The 18024-nt window shown below is 63.9% G+C and carries 15 protein-coding genes; 6 read left to right on the top strand and 9 right to left on the bottom strand.

Annotated features, from left to right (window positions below; genetic code table 11):
• Positions 1 to 4: 4 nt before the first annotated feature.
• Entirely contained in the window at positions 5 to 1204 is a 1200-nt protein-coding gene (locus B9A31_RS07740; RefSeq protein ID WP_016713872.1) for an MFS transporter, read from the bottom strand.
• A gap of 111 nt (positions 1205 to 1315) precedes the next feature.
• The gene (locus B9A31_RS07735; RefSeq protein ID WP_084296866.1) at positions 1316 to 2215 is read right to left on the bottom strand and encodes a LysR family transcriptional regulator; all 900 of its coding nucleotides are present in this window, start codon (positions 2213 to 2215) and stop codon (positions 1316 to 1318) included.
• A gap of 117 nt (positions 2216 to 2332) precedes the next feature.
• Here B9A31_RS07735 and B9A31_RS07730 point away from each other — a divergent pair, with 117 nt between their 5' ends.
• The 3 genes from B9A31_RS07730 to B9A31_RS07720 all read left to right on the top strand — a co-directional run bounded on the left by B9A31_RS07730 (position 2333) and on the right by B9A31_RS07720 (position 6714).
• Positions 2333 to 2683, top strand: a complete 351-nt coding sequence (locus B9A31_RS07730) for a cupin domain-containing protein (RefSeq protein ID WP_019098375.1) — start codon at positions 2333 to 2335, stop codon at positions 2681 to 2683.
• A 219-nt stretch (positions 2684 to 2902) separates the two neighbouring features.
• Positions 2903 to 5320 carry a glucose/quinate/shikimate family membrane-bound PQQ-dependent dehydrogenase gene (locus tag B9A31_RS07725; RefSeq protein WP_027608914.1) on the top strand — a complete coding sequence of 806 codons (2418 nt, stop codon included), beginning with the start codon at positions 2903 to 2905 and terminating at the stop codon, positions 5318 to 5320.
• A 125-nt stretch (positions 5321 to 5445) separates the two neighbouring features.
• On the top strand, positions 5446 to 6714 hold the full coding sequence (locus B9A31_RS07720) for a carbohydrate porin (protein ID WP_084296850.1): 1269 nt from the start codon (positions 5446 to 5448) through the stop codon (positions 6712 to 6714).
• Positions 6715 to 6747: 33 nt separating this feature from the next.
• Here the strand turns inward: B9A31_RS07720 and argE are convergent, their stop codons facing one another.
• Both argE and B9A31_RS07710 read right to left on the bottom strand, forming a co-directional pair.
• Entirely contained in the window at positions 6748 to 7908 is a 1161-nt protein-coding gene (gene argE / locus B9A31_RS07715) for an acetylornithine deacetylase (RefSeq protein ID WP_016713867.1), read from the bottom strand.
• The gene (locus B9A31_RS07710; RefSeq protein WP_019098373.1) at positions 7901 to 8578 is read right to left on the bottom strand and encodes a DUF1028 domain-containing protein; all 678 of its coding nucleotides are present in this window, start codon (positions 8576 to 8578) and stop codon (positions 7901 to 7903) included. Before B9A31_RS07710 ends, argE begins: the two co-directional genes overlap by 8 nt.
• A 339-nt stretch (positions 8579 to 8917) precedes the next feature.
• On the opposite strand from B9A31_RS07710, the gene B9A31_RS07705 reads away from it, so the two are divergent.
• Complete coding sequence (locus tag B9A31_RS07705; protein ID WP_019098372.1) at positions 8918 to 10246, top strand: flavin-containing monooxygenase; 1329 nt, start codon at positions 8918 to 8920, stop codon at positions 10244 to 10246.
• Positions 10246 to 10662 (top strand): RidA family protein, encoded by a 417-nt coding sequence (locus B9A31_RS07700; protein WP_016713864.1) that lies wholly within the window; start codon positions 10246 to 10248, stop codon positions 10660 to 10662. The genes B9A31_RS07705 and B9A31_RS07700 overlap by 1 nt, the downstream gene beginning before the upstream one ends.
• On the opposite strand, the gene B9A31_RS07695 is transcribed toward B9A31_RS07700, so the two are convergent.
• Genes B9A31_RS07695 through B9A31_RS07680 form a run of 4 tightly spaced genes read right to left on the bottom strand, consistent with a single transcriptional unit; the run spans position 10653 to position 14432 of the window.
• Positions 10653 to 11480, bottom strand: a complete 828-nt coding sequence (locus B9A31_RS07695) for a sugar phosphate isomerase/epimerase family protein (protein ID WP_084296849.1) — start codon at positions 11478 to 11480, stop codon at positions 10653 to 10655. The two genes, B9A31_RS07700 and B9A31_RS07695, sit on opposite strands and share 10 nt — an antisense overlap.
• A complete protein-coding gene (locus tag B9A31_RS07690) occupies positions 11477 to 12217 on the bottom strand; it encodes an SDR family oxidoreductase (RefSeq protein ID WP_016713862.1) in 741 nt (246 codons plus the stop codon). Before B9A31_RS07690 ends, B9A31_RS07695 begins: the two co-directional genes overlap by 4 nt.
• Entirely contained in the window at positions 12214 to 13563 is a 1350-nt protein-coding gene (locus tag B9A31_RS07685) for an MFS transporter (protein ID WP_084296848.1), read from the bottom strand. Before B9A31_RS07685 ends, B9A31_RS07690 begins: the two co-directional genes overlap by 4 nt.
• 41 nt (positions 13564 to 13604) lie before the next feature.
• Positions 13605 to 14432, bottom strand: a complete 828-nt coding sequence (locus B9A31_RS07680; RefSeq protein WP_025752591.1) for an amidohydrolase family protein — start codon at positions 14430 to 14432, stop codon at positions 13605 to 13607.
• A 147-nt stretch (positions 14433 to 14579) separates the two neighbouring features.
• Between B9A31_RS07680 and B9A31_RS07675 the strand changes: the two genes are divergently transcribed.
• Positions 14580 to 15518 (top strand): LysR family transcriptional regulator, encoded by a 939-nt coding sequence (locus B9A31_RS07675; protein WP_016713859.1) that lies wholly within the window; start codon positions 14580 to 14582, stop codon positions 15516 to 15518.
• Between the two features lie 39 nt (positions 15519 to 15557).
• Here the strand turns inward: B9A31_RS07675 and B9A31_RS07670 are convergent, their stop codons facing one another.
• Positions 15558 to 17963 carry a TonB-dependent receptor gene (locus tag B9A31_RS07670; protein ID WP_027608911.1) on the bottom strand — a complete coding sequence of 802 codons (2406 nt, stop codon included), beginning with the start codon at positions 17961 to 17963 and terminating at the stop codon, positions 15558 to 15560.
• Positions 17964 to 18024: the final 61 nt, after the last annotated feature.

Genomic DNA, 18024 nt, shown 5'->3' with positions numbered 1-18024 from the left:
CTTGTCAGTTGCCCCGGGCCTTGAACAGGAACACCAGCAATGCGAGGCAGGGCAAGCCTGCGCCCACCAGTGCCACCCCCTGCCAGCCGAGCTGGCTGAACAGCGCACTGGCTACCGCCGAACCCAGTGCCCCGCCCAGGAAGATGCTGGTCATGTACACCGCGTTCAACCGCCCCCGGCTGGCCGGGTCCAGGGCATACACTTCGCGCTGGCCAATGACCATGTTCATCTGCACCGCAAAATCCAGCAGCACACCGGTAAGCCCCAGGCCAATCACGCTGTAACCCGGCGCCGTCAGCCCCAGCAACAAGGCCGCCGGTGCCAGCAGCAGGGCCAGCAGCGAGCCGGCCCGAGCGTGCCCGGCATCGGCCAGGCGGCCAGCCAAGGGCGCGGCAACGGCCCCCACCGCCCCCACCAGGGCAAACACGGCAATCTGGCTCTGCGACAGGCCATGCTCACCCGCCAACGCCATCGGCACGGCTGTCCAGTACAGGCTGAACGCTGCAAACATCAGTGCCTGGTACAACGAGCGTTGGCGCAGCAGCGGATAACGGCGCAGCAGGGTAAGCAGCGACAGCATCAGCCCGGCATAGCTGGCCTTGTGCGCAGGCCGACGCTGCGGCAGGGTCAGCGCCAGCAGCAGGATGATCGCCAGCATCACCCCGGCGGCGCCAATGAACACGGCGCGCCAGCCGAAGTGGTCGGCCACCAGGCTGGACAACGGCCGCGCCAGCAGGATACCCAGCAACAGGCCGCCCATGATGTTGCCCACTACCCGGCCACGCTGCGCCTCTGGCGCCAAGTGCGCTGCCAGTGGAATGAGCATCTGCACCGCCACTGAGCTGAACCCGATCAACAGCGCATAGCCCAGGAACAGCTGGCCCTGGCCGCTGCTGCTGGTGCCCGCCAACAGCAGGCTGACGCAAGCCAGCACAGCGGTGCCGACCATCAACCGGCGGTTTTCCAAGAGGTCGGCCAGCGGCACCAGCAACAGCAGGCCCAGGGCGTAACCCAACTGGGTGAGAGACACGATCAGGCTGGCATGTTCGGTGGACAGCCCAAGGTCCGGTGCGATCAAGCCGACAATGGGCTGGGCGTAATAGATGTTGGCAACGATTGCGCCACAGCAGAACGCCAGCAGCACGACCAGGGCCCGGCTCAGGCCGGTGGCTGCGGGCTGCGCGGCGGCAAGGGAGGGATTCATGCGAGGTTCCTCGGCAAGGAGTGGAGTATGCCGACTACCTTACCCAGACGTCTCAGTGCAGAGAATCCGCTGCTGGCGCAACGCGGCTTTGCACACCGCGCAATGCCGCGCCTACCGATCCATCAACGCTGCGCAAAAGTCGATGAACGCATTCACCCGCCGCGAGCCACGGTGGTTGGGCAGGTACAGGGCGTTGATGCTGTTGTTGGCCATGCCTGGGCTGACCTGCCAGTCGGGCAACACCCGCTGCAAACGCCCGGCCTGCACATCCTCGTGTACCAGCCAATCGGCCAGCAGTGCGATGCCGCTGCCCGCCAGCGCGGTTTCACGCAACATGTCGGCATTGGCGCTGCGCAACGGCCCGGTTACGTTCAGCTCCAGGCTGTCCTGCCCGCGCGCCAGGCGCCAGGGCCGTGCCTTTTGCCCATAACGGAAGCGCAGGCAGGCGTGCTCCAACAGTTGCCGGGGGTGATGCAGTGGGTCACGCCCGGCCAGGTATGCCGGGCTGGCCACCAGCCACCGCTCGAAGCGGCCAAGTTGGCGACACACCAGTTCGTCATTGGGCGAGGGGTCGCCCAGGCGAATCGACAGGTCATAACGGCCGTCCAGCAGGTCATCCAGCCGGTCGCTGAGGTCGATATCCAGCTCCAACGCCGGGTGCCGCGCAAGAAACGGCCCCAGGTGCGGGGCGATGACCCGCCTGCCGAACTCCACCGGCAGGCACAGCCTCAAGACACCGACAGGCTCCTCGCCACGGTCGGCAACACTGGCATCGGCCTCGTCCAGCGCCTCGAAAATGCTGCGGGCCCGCTCATAGTACCGGGCTCCGGCCTCGGTCAGGCTGACCTGGCGCGTCGAGCGATTGAGCAACGAAGCACCCACGGCCGTTTCCAAGGCATCAACCAGGCGGGTTACCGACGACGTCGCCAACCCAAGCCTGCGTGCAGCCGCAGAAAAGCCCTGAGCATCGACGGTAGCTACGAACATTTTCATCGCCAGGAGTTTGTCCATCTGCTGCACGTCTTCCAAAACTCAGAAAGTTCTTACAAACCGCAGGGCGGGTCAAGAAACGCGCTACGCGGCGATAGCGTCCATAGTGGAACAACTCCCATTCAAGCGAGGCTTCCCATGACACCCGGTAACCTGCTGACTGCCCTGCCACCGTGCGACCCTACCAGCGCCGAATGTATCGATGAACTGCTCAGCCGCCCAGGCCTGCGCGTGGAGCGTATCGTCTCCAGCGGCCAGGCCAGCCCGCCCGGGTTCTGGTACGACCAGGCCGAAGGCGAGTGGATCGTGCTGCTCAGTGGTGCTGCCGGCCTGCGTTTCGAACATGAGCAGCACACCCGCCTGCTGAAGCCGGGCGATTGCCTGGACATCCCGCCGCACTACCGCCACCGCGTGGAGTGGACTGCACCCGGAATGGCGACTGTCTGGCTCGCCGTTTTTTACAGCAGCAGCGTGCCTTGGCCGGTGTGACTATGGCCAAACGCCAACTCGACCAACGTATGAATACAAAATTATTAGCCAACCTGAACATATCGTTTAATGCATTTTTAAGCACATGTTCTAGAATTTTAGCCACATCTTCGCAAACTCAGCCCTGCGACAATCAGCCTCACAAAATTATGTACCAACTTGTTAATTAGCAAGCTAAGGGCTTAGACTGCGCACATTCCACCTGCTGAGATCCCTGGCATGAAAGAAACACCGCGCGCCTCTGGCGCCACAAACATCCTCCTGGTTGGCCTGGGCGTGATCATCGCCCTGCTCGGCCTCCTCCTTGCTGCTGGCGGCGTCAAGCTGGCCGGCCTGGGCGGTTCCTGGTACTTCCTGATCGGCGGCCTGGCCATGGCCATCGCCGGGGTGCTGATTGCCCGGCGCAAGCAGGCCGGTGCCTGGCTGTACGCGGCATTCCTGGTGGGTACCGCCGCCTGGGCGCTGATCGACGCCGGCCTGGTGTTCTGGCCGCTGTTCTCACGCCTGTTCATGTTCGGCGCAATCGGCATGGTCGTAGCGTTGGTCTACCCGCTGCTGGCGCGTGCCAACGGCGCCAGCGCCGGCCGTGGTGCCTACGGCGTTGCCGGGGTGATGGCCGTGGTGCTGGTGATCGCCGCCGGCAACATGTTCGTTGCCCACCCAAGCGTTGCCCCCACTGGCAACGGCCCGGGCATGACCCCGGTCGAAGATGGCAAGCAGCAGAAAGACTGGGCCCACTACGGCAACACCGAAGGTGGCAGCCGCTTCGCCGCGCTGGACCAGATCAACCGCGACAACGTCAACAAGCTGAAAGTGGCCTGGACCTACCGCACCGGTGACGTGGCCATCAGTGACGGCAACGGTGCCGAAGACCAGCTGACCCCGCTGCAGATCGGCAACAAGGTGTTCATCTGCACCCCGCACAACAACCTGATCGCCCTGGATGCCGACACCGGCAAAGAGCTGTGGAAGAACGCAATCAACGCCCAGTCCAAGGTCTGGCAGCGTTGCCGTGGCATGGCATACTTCGATGCCACGGTCGCCATCGCCCAGCCGACCCAGCCGAACAGCTCGCCGATCACGGTGGCAAGCGTGCCGGCCGGTGCCAACTGCCAGCGTCGCCTGCTGACCAACACCATCGACGGCCGACTGATTGCTGTGGACGCCGACAACGGCGAGTTCTGCCAAGGCTTCGGCAACAACGGCCAGGTGGACCTGAAAGCGGGCCTGGGCAACGTACCGGACTCTTACTACCAGCTGTCCTCGGCACCGCTGATGGCCGGCACTACCGTGGTGGTCGGCGGCCGTGTAGCCGACAACGTCCAGACGGACATGCCAGGCGGCGTGATCCGTGGTTTCGACGTAATCACCGGTGAAATGCGCTGGGCCTTCGACCCGGGCAACCCGGAAGATCGCCAGGCCCCCCAGGGCGACAGCACCTACGTGCGCAGCACCCCGAACAGCTGGGCACCGATGTCCTACGACCCGGCGATGAACACCGTGTTCCTGCCGATGGGCTCGTCGTCCACCGACATCTATGGCGTTGAACGCAGCAAACTGGACCACACCTACGGCGCTTCGGTGCTGGCCCTGGACGCCACCACCGGCAACCAGAAGTGGGTATTCCAGACCGTTCACAACGACCTGTGGGACTTCGACCTGCCCATGCAGCCGAGCTTGATCGACTTCACCAAGGACGACGGCCAGTCGGTACCTGCGGTGGTGATCGGCACCAAGGCCGGGCAGATCTACGTGCTCGACCGCGCCACCGGCAAGCCGCTGACCCAGGTCGACGAAGTACCGGTCAAGCCAAGCAACATTCCGAACGAGCCGTACTCCCCGACCCAGCCAAAATCGGTGGGTATGCCGCAGATCGGCGCACAAACCCTGACCGAGTCGGACATGTGGGGCGCCACCCCGTATGACCAGCTGCTGTGCCGCATCGACTTCAAGAAAATGCGCTACGACGGCCTGTACACCGCGCCAGGCACCGACCTGTCGCTGAGTTTCCCGGGTTCGCTGGGTGGCATGAACTGGGGCAGCATCTCCACCGACCCGGTGCATGGCTTCATCTTCGTCAACGACATGCGCCTGGGCCTGTGGATCCAGATGATCCCGTCGCAGAACAAGGGTGGCGCGGCGTCCGGTGGCGAAGCACTGAACACTGGCATGGGCGCTGTACCGCTCAAGGGCACCCCGTATGCGGTGAACAAGAACCGCTTCCTGTCGGTCGCCGGCATTCCGTGCCAGGCCCCGCCGTTCGGCACCCTGACCGCTATCGACATGAAGACCCGTCAGGTGGCCTGGCAGGTTCCGGTGGGCACTGTTGAAGACACCGGCCCGCTCGGCATCCGCATGCACCTGCCGATCAAGATCGGCCTGCCAACCCTGGGCGGCACCCTGTCGACCCAAGGCGGCCTGGTGTTCATCGCCGGTACCCAGGACTTCTACCTGCGCGCCTACGACAGCAGCAACGGTAACGAAATCTGGAAGGCCCGCCTGCCAGTGGGCAGCCAGGGCGGCCCGATGACCTACGTCTCGCCGAAGACCGGCAAGCAGTACGTGGTGATCACTGCTGGCGGTGCGCGCCAGTCGACTGACCGTGGCGACTACGTGATTTCTTACGCACTGCCGTAAGACCGCGTCGCCTGCATCGCCGGCAAGCCAGCTCCCACAGGATCGCGCCACCTGCAAATAGGGTGGGGACCTGTGGGAGCTGGCTTGCCGGCGATGAGGCCCTGAATAACAACCGAGATTTAGCAATGCCATCCGCAATCCGCATCACCCCCACCCTGCTGCTGGCCCTGGCCAGCACCACCGCCCTGGCCGACGGCGACCTCATGACCCGCAGCACCCTGACCGGTGACTGGGGTGGCCTGCGCCATCAGCTGGAAGACGACGGCGTCAAGTTCACCGGCGACTACAGCGGCGAAACCGCCTACAACGCTCACGGTGGCCTGCACCGCTCGGCGCGTTACTCGCAGAACCTGAAGCTGGGTGTGCAGTTTGACCTGTCCAAATTGTATGGCCTGGGCAACGGTGGCAAGGTCCAGCTGACCATCAACGACCGTCGCGGCAACAGCGCCTCGGAAGACCTGGTCGGCAACCGCCTGCCAATCCAGGAAAACTTCGGTGGCCTGTATACCCGCCTGACCGAGCTGAGTTACGAGCGCACCCTGTTCACCCCGGCACTCAACGTCAAACTGGGCTACATGGCCATGGGTAACGACCTGGGCGGCCTGGACAGCGGTATCCTGTGCAACTTCATGAACGCCGGCTTCTGCGGCCACCCGCTGAACATGTCGGGTGGCAGTGGCTGGACCAACTACCCCAATGCCCACCTGGGCGTGCGGGTGAAGTATGACCTCTCGCCTGGCTGGCAACTGCGCGTGGCAGCGTTCAACGTCGACCCCGAGAGCAATGGCAACTCCAGCCGTGCCTGGCACCTTGGCCCCAAGCACACCACGGGCACCGTGGTGCCGGTGGAGCTGGTGTACAAGCTGCAGGGTGAACTGCCGGGCGAGTACAAGCTGGGCTACTACTACGACAGCTCCGACGTGAAACGCATCGGCAGCGATGATGAAGTGTCCGGCCGTGGCGGCCATTACCTGCTGGTTGACCAGGCGGTGTGGAACGACCAAGGCTCGCCAGGGCGCAGCCTGCATGCCTTCGGCCAGTACTCGGCGTCGAGCAAGGCTGCCTCGCCGTTCACCAAGTGGTATGGCGCCGGCGTGGTGCTGTACAAGCCGTTCGAAGGCCGCCCGAAAGACACCCTGGCGCTGGGTTATGGCCGTGCCGTGCCCAACCCGCGCAGCCGCGATGTGCTGGAGGATGCCGCCTTCAATGCCGGCCAGCAGTTCCCCGACATCGACAGCGCCGAGCAACTGATCGAACTGAGCTACGGCTACCAGGCCACACCTTGGCTGAACCTGCGCCCGGATGTGCAATACATCATCGAGCCTGGGGCGTTTTCCGGGAAGGACATCGACAACGCGTTGGTGGTTGGCCTGCAGGTCAAGGCCAGTTTCTAACTTGAAAAGGGCCGCATTGCGGCCCATTTTCGGTCAATGCTGCCTGAGGTAATCCACCAACCTCAGCAGCATGGCATCACAGCCCTGCAACTGCTCGACACTGACAAACTCATCCGGTTTGTGCCCCTGGTCCATGCTGCCAGGCCCGCACACCACGGTCGGGATACCTGCCTGGTTGAACAACCCGCCTTCGGTACCAAACGCCACCGTACCGAATTCATCGGTACCACTGAGCAACGCCACCAGCTGCGCCGCCTCACTGTCGGCAGGTGTCGCCAGCCCCGGATAGGCGCTCAGCGGCGCCAGGCGAATATCACTGGCCGCATTGACCTTGCGCATACGTGGCAGCAACTCGGCTTCTGCATAAGACTGCAACTGGTCGGCCACTGCCTGCGCCTCGAACCCCGGCAAGGCCCGCACTTCGAAGTCGAACTCGCACTCCGCCGGCACGATGTTCAGTGCCCTGCCCCCTTTGATCACCCCGGTCTGCACCGTCGAGAAAGGCGGGTCGAAGCGCTCGTCGCGATGCTGCGGCAAGGCCAGGGCGTCACCGATGTCAGCCAGTTTGCCAATCAGCTTCGCCGCATACTCGATGGCATTCACGCCATAGGGCGCATAGGCCGAGTGGCAGGCCGCGCCATGGACTTGGCAGCGCATCGCCAACTTGCCCTTGTGCCCCAGTACCGGCTTGAGCTCGGTGGGTTCGCCAATCAGGCACAGCCGTGGGGTGTGCGGGCGCTGCGCCAACGCGGCCAGCATCGAGCGCACCCCCAGGCAGCCCACTTCCTCGTCATAGGAGAATGCCAGGTGCACCGGCATGCGCAGAGGCTGGGCGAGGAACGCGGGCACGGCGGCCAGCACCGAAGCGATGAAGCCTTTCATGTCGGCCGTGCCACGGCCATACAGGCGCCCGTCACGTTCGCTCAGGGCAAACGGCTCGACGGTCCAGGCCTGCCCATCCACCGGTACCACATCGGTGTGCCCCGACAACACCACGCCGCCAACGTTTTGGGGGCCGATGGTGGCGAACAGGTTGGCCTTGGTGCCCTCCGGGTTGTGAAACAGCTCGCACTCCACCCCCAGCTCGGCCAGGTAATCGCGGATGAAGCCGATCAACTCAAGGTTGGAGTCCCGGCTGACCGTAGCAAAGCCGATCAGCCGGGCCAGTAGCGCGCGGCTGGCAAATTCACTCATCGCCCGGCACCCCATAGCTGGGTGCAGCGGTCGGGTTAAGGGCACGGGTGACGTAATCCTGCATCTGTGGGCGATAGGCCTGCCAAAGGCCGTCGAGCACGCCGATCGGGTCGGTATCAGCCCAGTCCACGCGCAGGTCCACCAATGGCCAGGTCAACTCGCCGGCAATTTTCAACGCCGCCGAGTGCACCGGCCCGGCTTCACCACCCGCAGCCATCGCCGCGTGCATGGCTGCCAGCAAGCGGTCTGCCAGGTGGCCGCCAGCCTGCTCGAACGCCACGACCATTGCTTCGATCACCTGGGTCGAGGACAGCAGGTTACCCGCCGCCGCGCACTGTTCACCGGCCACGGCGTTGTGCGTGCCCAATGCCTCTCGCCCGGTAAACAGCGCCACCTGCCCTTGGCTGTCGATCACGGTGACCTGGCGGTACTCGCTCCAGCCATTGGCGCTGAGCACCCGGTCCAGCGCGGCGGCGGGTGGCAACTGGCCCTGTTCAAGGGCATCGAGAATCTGCGGGCCCAGTGCCGGCAAGGTGATGTTCTGGGTGGAAACGGCGCCAACACCGGCACGCACCCAAGGGCAACGGGCACCCACGGCAATGCTCGACGAACTGATGGCGATGCCGACCTGGCCGGTTTCCTGGCAGCGGCCAATGATGGAGAAGGTCATGGTGATGCTCCTGTTGTCCTGTGCGATGCAGGGCATTCTGGGTGGAACCTTCCGGTAGGCGAAACCAACTTTTTCCGAGGGGTTAGGCAGGAAAAAACTTGGCTGAGGCAGAGATCGAGCGCCGCCCGCGCGGCGCATCGCGAGCTGCGCTCGCTCCTACGTTTGTTTCGGGCCAGTTTCTCCTGTGCGAGGCCACAGAACTCGGGGCCTTCGCCGTTTTATCGGCAAGCACCAGCTAAATACTATTTTCGCCATTTGCATCGCATCCCTAGTCTGGCCCCAGGCAACGGCGGTCCTCCAAACCGACCTGACAAAAACCGCCTGAACAAGGGCTCGGACATGACACTGAACAACCTCGAAATCGACACCCTCGTCGTCGGCGCCGGCCAGGCCGGCGTGGCCATGAGCGAACACCTGAACAAGCTTGGCGTGCCGCACCTGGTGCTGGAGCGTAACCGCATCGCCGAAGCGTGGCGCACTGGCCGCTGGGACTCGCTGGTCGCCAACGGCCCGGTCTGGCACGACCGCTTCCCGGGCCTTGAATTCAACCTCGACGCTGACGCCTTCGCCGGCAAGGACCAGGTGGCTGACTACTTCGAGCAGTACGTACGCAAGTACAACCTGCCTGTGCGCACCGGTATTGAAGTGAAGCGCGTGGTGCGCAACAGCGACCGCCCTGGCTTTACCATCGAAACCAATGAAGGCGTGATTCGCGCCAACCGTGTGGTTGCTGCAACCGGCCCGTTCCAGAAGCCGGTGATCCCCGCCATTGCGCCAAAGGACAGCAACCTGCACCAGATCCATTCCGCCGCCTACTACAACCCTCAGCAACTGCCAGAAGGCGCAGTGCTGGTGGTAGGGGCCGGCTCCTCTGGCGTGCAAATCGCCGAAGAGCTGATGCGTGCGGGCCGTCAGGTGTACCTGTCGGTCGGTGCCCACGACCGCCCACCGCGTGCCTACCGCAACCGCGACTTCTGCTGGTGGCTGGGCGTGCTGGGTGAGTGGGACGCAGAAATCGCCAAGCCCGGCCGCGAGCACGTGACCATTGCCGTCAGCGGCGCCCGTGGCGGCCACACCGTAGACTTCCGCGCCCTCGCCCATCAAGGCATGACCCTGGTCGGCCTGACCCAGTCGTTCGAAAACGGCGTGGCACGCTTCCAGGACAACCTGGTCGAGAACATCAACCGTGGCGACGAAAACTACCTGGCCCTGCTGGATGCCGCCGATGCCTACATCGAACGCAACGGCCTCGACCTGCCGCAAGAGCCCGAAGCCCGCCAGCGCCTGGCCGACCCGGAATGCATGGTCAACCCGCTGCAGCAGCTGGACCTGGCCAAGGCCGGTGTCAGCAGCATCATCTGGGCCACCGGTTACGGTGTGGATTTCAGCTGGCTGCAGGTAGACACCTTCGACGCCAACGGAAAACCCCAGCACCAGCGCGGCGTAGCCCGTGAGCCCGGCGTGTACTTCCTGGGCCTGCCGTGGCTGTCGCGCCGTGGCTCGTCGTTCATCTGGGGCGTGTGGCACGACGCCAAGCACGTCGCCGGCCACATCGCCACGCAACGCACCTACCTGGCCTACCGCGACCGCGAACAGCGCGACGCGGATGAGCAGCAAGACAACACCATCAGCAACGTCAGCAACGTCAGCACCCTCGGAGCCCACTGATGCCTACTCATACCCGCATCCGCATGTTCAACACCAAGGAAACCTACCCCAACCAGACCCTGGACAACGACCTGTGCCAGGCCGTGCGGGCCGGTAACACCATTTATGTGCGCGGCCAGGTCGGTACCGACTTCGAAGGCAAGCTGGTGGGCCTGGGCGACCCTCGGGCGCAGACCGAGCAGGCGATGAAAAACGTCAAGCAACTGCTTGAAGAAGCCGGCTCGGACCTGTCGCATATCGTCAAGACCACCACTTACATCACCGACCCGCGCTTCCGCGAGCCGGTGTACAAGGAAGTGGGCAAGTGGCTCAAGGGGGTGTTCCCGATTTCCACCGGGCTGGTGGTGGCCGGGTTGGCCCAGGCCGAGTGGCTGATGGAAATCGATGTGATCGCCGTGGTGCCGGATCAGGCGTGACCGGCAACCTGCACGGCAGGTAACCCACGCCTGTCATGCAACCAGGCGTGGGTTACCTGTGCCGCCGTTTGCAGCCGCTGTGTTGCGGGCAAGCCGGCGGACGGCACCTCCACGCTGATACACAGGTCGCCGGGCAACGCCGCGAGCAACTGCGCCAGCGGCAGTTGCCCCTCCCCCGGCAACAGGCGGCCCTCACGCGCTTCCTGAATGATCAGATCGTCTGCAGGCGCCAGCAGCGGTGCATCGCACAATTGCAGCGCCCGCAGCAGGTGTGGGTTGACCCGCATGATGTCAGCCACCTGGCCACCCGAGCGGAACAGGTGCAAGGCATCGACCAGCACGCCTCCGTTGTCCTGCCCCGCCCCCATCACCACCGCGCACGCCTGTTGCAAGGTCGCCACCGGCCGCCAGCGCATGAACTCCAGGTCCACCCGCAGGCCGTGGTCACGTGCCAATTGGCACAGCGCTGCAAAGTTGCCGGTCAGGCGTGCAACATCCCGGTCGTCCCCCGACACCGTCAGGCTCGTCGCCCCCAGTTCGGCACCGGCGGCCAACAGCGCCTGGTAATCGGCAACCCGGGTTTGCGCCGTCAGCGAGACGAACTCGATGTCCATCACACGCACGCCTTCCCCTGCCATCACTGCCCGCAGTTCACGCATGGCCTGGCTACCGGCCGCAACCGGATAAGCCTGCGCCCCCGGCATCACCGGGTGCAGGCGCAGGCCCACGGCACTGAAGCCAGCGCGCCGCGCCTCGCGCACCAAACTCACTGGCGCCAGCTCCAGCGCCGTCAGGTGCGCCACGCCCAGGCCATTCAATAGGTCGCCCTCCCACCACTGAGGTCGAACACGAAGCCGGTGGTAAAGCTGCATTCGGGGCCGGCGATCCAGCTGACCATGTTGGCAATCTCCTCCGCCTTGAGGAAGCGCCCCATGGGGATTTTGGCCTTGCTCGCGGCAATGTGCTCCGCTGTCATTTCGGCCATCAGTGGTGTCTCGACCATGGCCGGTGCCACACAGTTGAGCAGTACGCCGTCCTGCGCCAGCTCCTTGGCCGCCGCCTTGGTGAAGGCGATGACCCCGGCCTTGGCTGCCGAATAGGCCGAGATGTACTGCACGCCATCCTTCCCGGCCATGGAGGCAATGTTGACGATGCGTCCGTAGCGGTTTTCACGCATGTGCGCGATAGCGGTGCGGCAGCAATAGAACACGCCGTTCAGGTCGATGGCGATGACTTTGTCCCAGGCCTCTGGCGGGTACTCCCATGACGCCACCACCGGGCCGTTGATGCCGGCATTGTTGACCAGAATCTGCACCTGCCCCAAGCGTGCCAGCGTCTCGGCGAACGCTGCCTCTACCGAGGCCAGCGATGACACATCCACCGCCTGGCGCAGCACCGGCTCAAAGCCCTTTTCAAGGCTGTTCCAGCCATCGACAGCGAGGTCCCAGATCACCACCTGGGCGCCCGCTGCATGCAAGCGCTGGGCGATCGCCAGGCCGATGCCACGCATGCCGCCGGTGACGATTGCGGTCTGGCCTTGCAGGTACTGGCTCATTGTTTTGCTCCATTTTCGACAGTTGGAATATCCGGCAAGCGACGCAGGTCGCTGACCATGAACAGGTAGCACAGCGCCCCCAGCACGGTGATCGACGACACGAACGCCAAAGCCCAGACGAACGAGCCGGTGAGCGAAACGATGATGCCGATGGTCAGGGGCGTAACGATGCCCGCCGCGTTGGCGAACAAGTTGAACAAGCCACCACTGAGGCCCAGCAGGCCTTTCGGGGCGATATCGGAAACGATCATCCAGGCCAGCGCAGACATCCCTTGGGCGAAGTAGGCGATGCACAGAATGGTGATCACCAGTGCATCCGACTCGACGTAGTTGGCCAACACGATCACCGACGCGGTGAGCAGCCCGGCGATCACCGGCAGCTTGCGCGCCACATTCAGCGAATAGCCACGGCGCAGCAAGGCGTCGGACAGAAAGCCGCCGACCAGCGTGCCCAGCGAGGCGGCAATGAACGGCAGCACCGCTACCCAGCCGACCTTGAGCCAGGGCATGTGCCGCTCGGTCACCAGGTAAGTGGGGAACCAGGTGAGAAAAAACACGTTGGTGGAGTTGCAGGCGAACTGCCCCAGGCAGATGCCCAGCATGTTGCGGTGCTTGAGCAGCGCCGGAATCTGCGACCAGCGGAACACTGTGGCTTTCTGCCCGCCATCGACTACCCCGCCACCCGCGGCGATGTAGTCCAGCTCGGCCTGGTTGGCCGTGGTGGACTGGTGCGGCTCATGGTATTTGCGCCACCACACCAGGCCATAGAGGATGCCCATCAGGCCCACGGCCATCAGCAGAAAGCGCCAGCCATAGGCATGCAGCACCCAGAACAGCAACGGCGTCAGGAACGCCAGACCGGTGTACTCGGCAAAGGTGTAGATACCCGTTGCCCTGGCCCGCTCGCTCTGCGGGAACCAAGTGGCCACTACCCGGCTGTTGGTAGGGAAGCACGGTGCTTCGGTTACTCCCACCAGAAAGCGCATGCCCAGCAAAGACAGAAATCCCTGCGCCAGCCCTTGCAGGCCGGTGAACAGCGACCACAGCGTCAGCGCCAGCCAGTAGGTGAGTTTGGTGCCCAACCGGTCGATGAGGATGCCACCCGGGATCTGCGCGGCGGCGTAAGTCCACGAAAAGGCGGAAAAGATCACCCCCATCATCGCTGCGTTCAAGCCCAGGTCGGCACTGATGCTGGGCGCCGCAATGCCCATCACACTACGGTCGAGGTAGTTGATCATGGTGCCGCCGGAGATCAGCGCCAGGATCGTGAAGCGGGTGCGGGTGCGTTGCTGCGCGCGCGCCGGGGTGTCGAACACCCCGAGGCTGGCGTTCTGTTCAGTGTTCATGACGGTTGCTCTCTTGTTATTGGAATGGCAAAACCCGGGTTCTAGGCGAACCCGAACAGACGGCGGGGTGTGTCCCACATCACAGCACGGCGCATGCGGGCATCCGGCATCAGGCATTCGGCCAGTTTCAGCAACGGGCCGTAGTCCACCCGCGAGCGCTGGCGAATGAACGGCCAGTCCGAACCCCATACGCAGGCCTCGGGGCCAAAGGCTTCGAGCAGGGCATGGACGTAGGCACTGCTCTGCTCCAGCAAGGCATCGGCGGCGGCGAATTTCTGCATGCCCGACAGTTTCACGCTGGTCCGGCCACTGTCGGCCAGCCGCAGCAAGGCCTGGAAGCCAGCTTGTTGCACCCCGGCGGCGACATCCGGGCGGCCACAGTGATCGATCAACAGACGCGCTCGGGAGCCTTGCAGCAGGCCATGCAGGTCCAGCAACTGGTCTTCGCACACCTGCACCTGGGCGAACAGGTCAAGCTCGGCAACCTTGCCGAACAGCCCGTTAACATCCTTGAGGCTGGCCACCCCGTACAACGCGGGGTTGAAGGCGATACCGACCACCCCTTGCGCCCGCAGCGCCGCCAACTGGTCGAGCGCGATATTCGCCTCGACCACCGCCACGCCCTTGAACCGCCCCTGCCCGGTGGCCAAGGCGTGCAGCAAGCAGCGGTTGTCGGTGTGGTAGCCGCTGTTGGGGCCGACGAGCAAGGCATGCTGTACGCCGTAGGCGTCCATCACCCGGGTGAACTGCTCCTGGGTCGCCACCTCCTGGCCAGAGGGCGCATAGGGTGCGTCGGGGTGGTAAGGGAAACGGGCGGGATCAAACAAATGGTTATGGCAATCGATCTTCGGTTCGTCAAAGATGTTCACGCAGCACTCCCGGCAAGCACCGCTGCGCTTGCCTGCAGATCTTGTTATTGTGCGCCACAAGGGCGATTTGGCTGTGTTCAAGATACTGCGTGGGCGGGTTTGACGCTCATACCCAGATGGCGAAAACCATAACCGAAGGTAATACACATGCTGCTTGGCAACGAAGGCGCAGACGCAAGCCCCATGGTGTTCAAACTGCGGCACATGGAAGTGTTCCGTGCGGTGATGCTGACCGGCTCGATCAGCGCGGCGGCCAAGCTGCTGTACGTGTCGCAGCCGGCCGTGAGCAAGCTGATCCAGTACATCGAGGGGCGCCTGGCCTATCGCTTGTTCGAGCGCATCAACAACCGCCTGGTGCCCACCGCCGAGGCGCAGGTGCTGTTCCGTGAAGTCGAGCGGGTGTACCAGGCGGCGCTGGAGGTGAATGAATGTGCGCTGTCATTGGGTGCCGGCGGCCACCGCAAGCTGCGTATCTCTTGCAGCGCCTCGCTGTCGACGGTGGTCATCCCGATTGCCCTGGCGCAGCTCAAGCGCGAGGCGCCTTCGCTGGACATCGAGTGGCAAACCTCGCTGATGGGCGAAATGCCCAACCAGATCCTGTCGAAAAAGGTCGACCTGTCGATTGCCGCCCTGCCCGTGGTGCACGATCACCTGCATTCGCAGGCCTTCATGCGCGGGCGCATGGTGGTGGTGATGCCACCCGACCACGCCTTGGCCGGGCATGGCTCGCTGACCTTGCAGCAGCTGGAAGGCCATGCGCTGTTGCTGTTCAGGCCCGACATGCCGTTTGGCAAACTGCTGGCCGGGCACATCGAGCGGCGCGGGCTGCAATTGAAATCACTGTTGTCGTTCACCAACGCCAACGAAGCAGTGGCCCTGGTGAAGCAAGGCATGGGCATCAGTGTGATCGACGAATTCGTGGCGCAGGACAGTGGGTTGGCGGCGGTGCCGCTGGCCGATGAAATTCACTTTGATATCAGCTTTGTCTATTCGCGGTTCGAGCCGCCGTCGCATGCGGCGATGCATTTGATGCGGGTGTTGCAGGGGCAGGCGCAGAAACTGGGCCGGGCGATTGCGCCAGCATGATTCAACAGGCCGGCGCAATCCCGTGTAGGAGCGCACGGGTTAGAAGCCTATGGTTGCCGACAACAAGTAAGTACGCGGCGTGGAAAGGGTCAACCCCGGCTCACTGTCATCCGAAGCCCCCGCCGAGCTCCAGTAACGATCATCCAGCACATTCTCGACACTGGCCCGCAAGGTAACCTCGGTAGCATCTACCTTGAAGGCATAGCGCGCGCCCAGATCGTAACGCTCCCAGCCATCGATCTGCTTGCTGTTGTTCTGGTCCAGGTACTGCGAGCTGGAATGAATGCCTCGCGCTGTCAGAGTCAGCCCGTTCACACCCGGCACGTCCCATTCGGCGCCGAGGTTGACGTTGTACTCGGGCGTGGCCGGCGCGCGATTGCCATCGTAGGCGCCACCCACGGTGTCGGTCAGCTCGCTGTCGATGTACATGACCCCACCCAGCACCCGCACGCCTTGCACGGGTTCGCCGAATACGCTCAACTCGATACCACGGTTGTCACGCTTGCCATTGGGCCCGAACACCCGCGAGGTGGCGTTCGTCTCGTAGGCCGGCTGGCGAATGCGAAATGCGCTGGCCGTGAACGCTACCTGGCCCAGGTCGTACTTGGCCCCTACCTCAACCTGGCGGCTGGTGAACGGCGGGAAAATCTGGTCTTCGTTGATCGACGTCGACGGCGCGATCTTGCCCTGGCTCAGGCCTTCCATGTAGTTGGCGTACAACGACAGCTGGTCAGTGACCTTGAGCAGCACGCCGCCCGAGGGCGAGACCTTTTCTTCGTCGTAGGCGGTCTCGCCTTTGACGCCGTCGCTCCAGTCATCCACCTGCACCCGCTGCCAGCGCGCGCCCAAGGTCAGCAGCAGGCGGTCGTCGAAAAACCCGAGGGTGTCGGCCAGGGCCACACCGGAGAAGCGGTTTTCTGTGTAGACCTCGGGATCGATGCGGGTGGGTGTGCCCGGGGTCGGGGTCGCTACCGGGTTGTAGAGGTTGCTGGGCGCCGAAGCATAGCGGGCGCCGCCGTTGGTGAAGTCCATGTAGAAGTAGGTGGCGGCCAGGTTCAACTCGTGGCTGACCGGCCCGGTGTGAAACCAGTTGCGAAGGCCTGCCATGGCGGTACGCACCGACTCGTCGCGGGTGAAGTCCCGCGGCTGCACGGTGAAGTCGCCGGCATCGTTGGTGATGGACACGTTGTGCCGCAGGAAATCATGGTTGCTTTCACGCGCACCGACCGCGCCATAGGCCAGCAGCGACTCACTGACGTCGTATTCGGCATGCAACGCACCAAAGGTGTCGTTGGTGCGCGCCTTGCTCCAGGCCTGGGCATAGTTGTGGCGAACATCATTGGCATCCGGCACCTTGGCGTTGGCGCCGATCAGCACACGCTCCTGCGGTGCATCGGTGTCACGCTCGGTGTGGCCGAGGTCTGCCGACAGGCGCAGGCGCTCGCCGCGAAAATCCAGGCCCAGTACCGCCATTTCACGCTCGACACGCTGGTGGTCCCATTCGGTATCGCCGGCCTGCTTCACAGCATTCAAACGCACGCCGAACTGCTGGCCTTCGCCAAAACGCCGGCCAACATCCACCGCGCCACCTGCCTGGCCCGCCGACGCATAGCTGCCGGTAAACTCGGTGATCGGCTTGTCTGTGGCCCGCTTGGGCTGCACGTTGATACCGCCGCCCACGCTACCACGCGGCGAAATGCCATTAATCAACTGGCTGGGGCCTTTGATGATATCGACCCGGTCGGCCATTTCCATGTCGATCGAGTAAGTCGGCAAGATACCGTACAGGCCGTTGTAGGCCACATCGCTGTTGAACAGGCTGAAGCCGCGAATGGTGAACTGCTCGAAACGCCCGCCTGCCGGATTGGTGGCCCGGACTGAAGGGTCGGTGGCGATCAGTTCGCCCAAGGTTCGCGCCTGCTGGTTCTTCACCAGTTCGCTGGTGTAGCTGGTGATGCTGAATGGGGTTTCCATGAAATCACGCGACCCCAGCAGGCCTTGCGCGCCCCGCCGGGCCACTTGGCCGCCAGCATAGGGCTGCGTTTCGTTGCTTGCGACCAGCCCGCCGACGATGCTGGTCGGGGCGATTTCCAAAGCGCCACCGGCCTCGGGTGCCGGCATCAGGGTGAAGGCCCCCTCACCCACCGGCAGCAACTGCAAGCCGCTGCCGCGCAGCAGCTGCATGAAACCTTCTTCGACACTGTAGCTACCAGACAGGCCATTACTCTGCCGGCCCTGGACCAGTGCCGGGTCCAGCGAAAGGCTGACGCCGGCCTGGTCGGCAAACCGGGTGAGCACGGCGCCCAGGCTGGCGGCCGGCACCTGATAGGCACGGCGCGCCGGCTCATCAGCCCAGGCGGGTGCGGACAACAACAGGCTCATGGCGAACAACGGGCGCACTGCGCGCACCAGTGGGCGCAGGCGGCAAGACATTACTGCTGACATTGAAAATGGCTCCCCTTTATTTTCTTCTACCGGTAATGACCGGCGAGTGAAAAAAAGGGGA

The organism is Pseudomonas sp. URIL14HWK12:I5, assembly GCF_900176445.1.
GTDB lineage: Bacteria > Pseudomonadota > Gammaproteobacteria > Pseudomonadales > Pseudomonadaceae > Aquipseudomonas > Aquipseudomonas monteilii.
The sequence above is the reverse complement of the archived record's forward strand: the minus strand, read 5'-3'. Positions and strand labels throughout refer to the sequence as shown.

Excerpts from the sequence above, each read along its gene's own strand:
- B9A31_RS07740 (WP_016713872.1), bottom strand. The coding sequence starts at position 1,204 with ATGAATCCCTCCCTTGCCGCCGCGCAGCCCGCAGCCACCGGCCTGAGC.
- B9A31_RS07735 (WP_084296866.1), bottom strand. The coding sequence starts at position 2,215 with ATGGACAAACTCCTGGCGATGAAAATGTTCGTAGCTACCGTCGATGCT.
- B9A31_RS07730 (WP_019098375.1), top strand. The coding sequence starts at position 2,333 with ATGACACCCGGTAACCTGCTGACTGCCCTGCCACCGTGCGACCCTACC.
- B9A31_RS07725 (WP_027608914.1), top strand. The coding sequence starts at position 2,903 with ATGAAAGAAACACCGCGCGCCTCTGGCGCCACAAACATCCTCCTGGTT.
- B9A31_RS07720 (WP_084296850.1), top strand. The coding sequence starts at position 5,446 with ATGCCATCCGCAATCCGCATCACCCCCACCCTGCTGCTGGCCCTGGCC.
- argE (WP_016713867.1), bottom strand. The coding sequence starts at position 7,908 with ATGAGTGAATTTGCCAGCCGCGCGCTACTGGCCCGGCTGATCGGCTTT.
- B9A31_RS07710 (WP_019098373.1), bottom strand. The coding sequence starts at position 8,578 with ATGACCTTCTCCATCATTGGCCGCTGCCAGGAAACCGGCCAGGTCGGC.
- B9A31_RS07705 (WP_019098372.1), top strand. The coding sequence starts at position 8,918 with ATGACACTGAACAACCTCGAAATCGACACCCTCGTCGTCGGCGCCGGC.
- B9A31_RS07700 (WP_016713864.1), top strand. The coding sequence starts at position 10,246 with ATGCCTACTCATACCCGCATCCGCATGTTCAACACCAAGGAAACCTAC.
- B9A31_RS07690 (WP_016713862.1), bottom strand. The coding sequence starts at position 12,217 with ATGAGCCAGTACCTGCAAGGCCAGACCGCAATCGTCACCGGCGGCATG.
- B9A31_RS07685 (WP_084296848.1), bottom strand. The coding sequence starts at position 13,563 with ATGAACACTGAACAGAACGCCAGCCTCGGGGTGTTCGACACCCCGGCG.
- B9A31_RS07675 (WP_016713859.1), top strand. The coding sequence starts at position 14,580 with ATGCTGCTTGGCAACGAAGGCGCAGACGCAAGCCCCATGGTGTTCAAA.
- B9A31_RS07670 (WP_027608911.1), bottom strand. The coding sequence starts at position 17,963 with ATGTCAGCAGTAATGTCTTGCCGCCTGCGCCCACTGGTGCGCGCAGTG.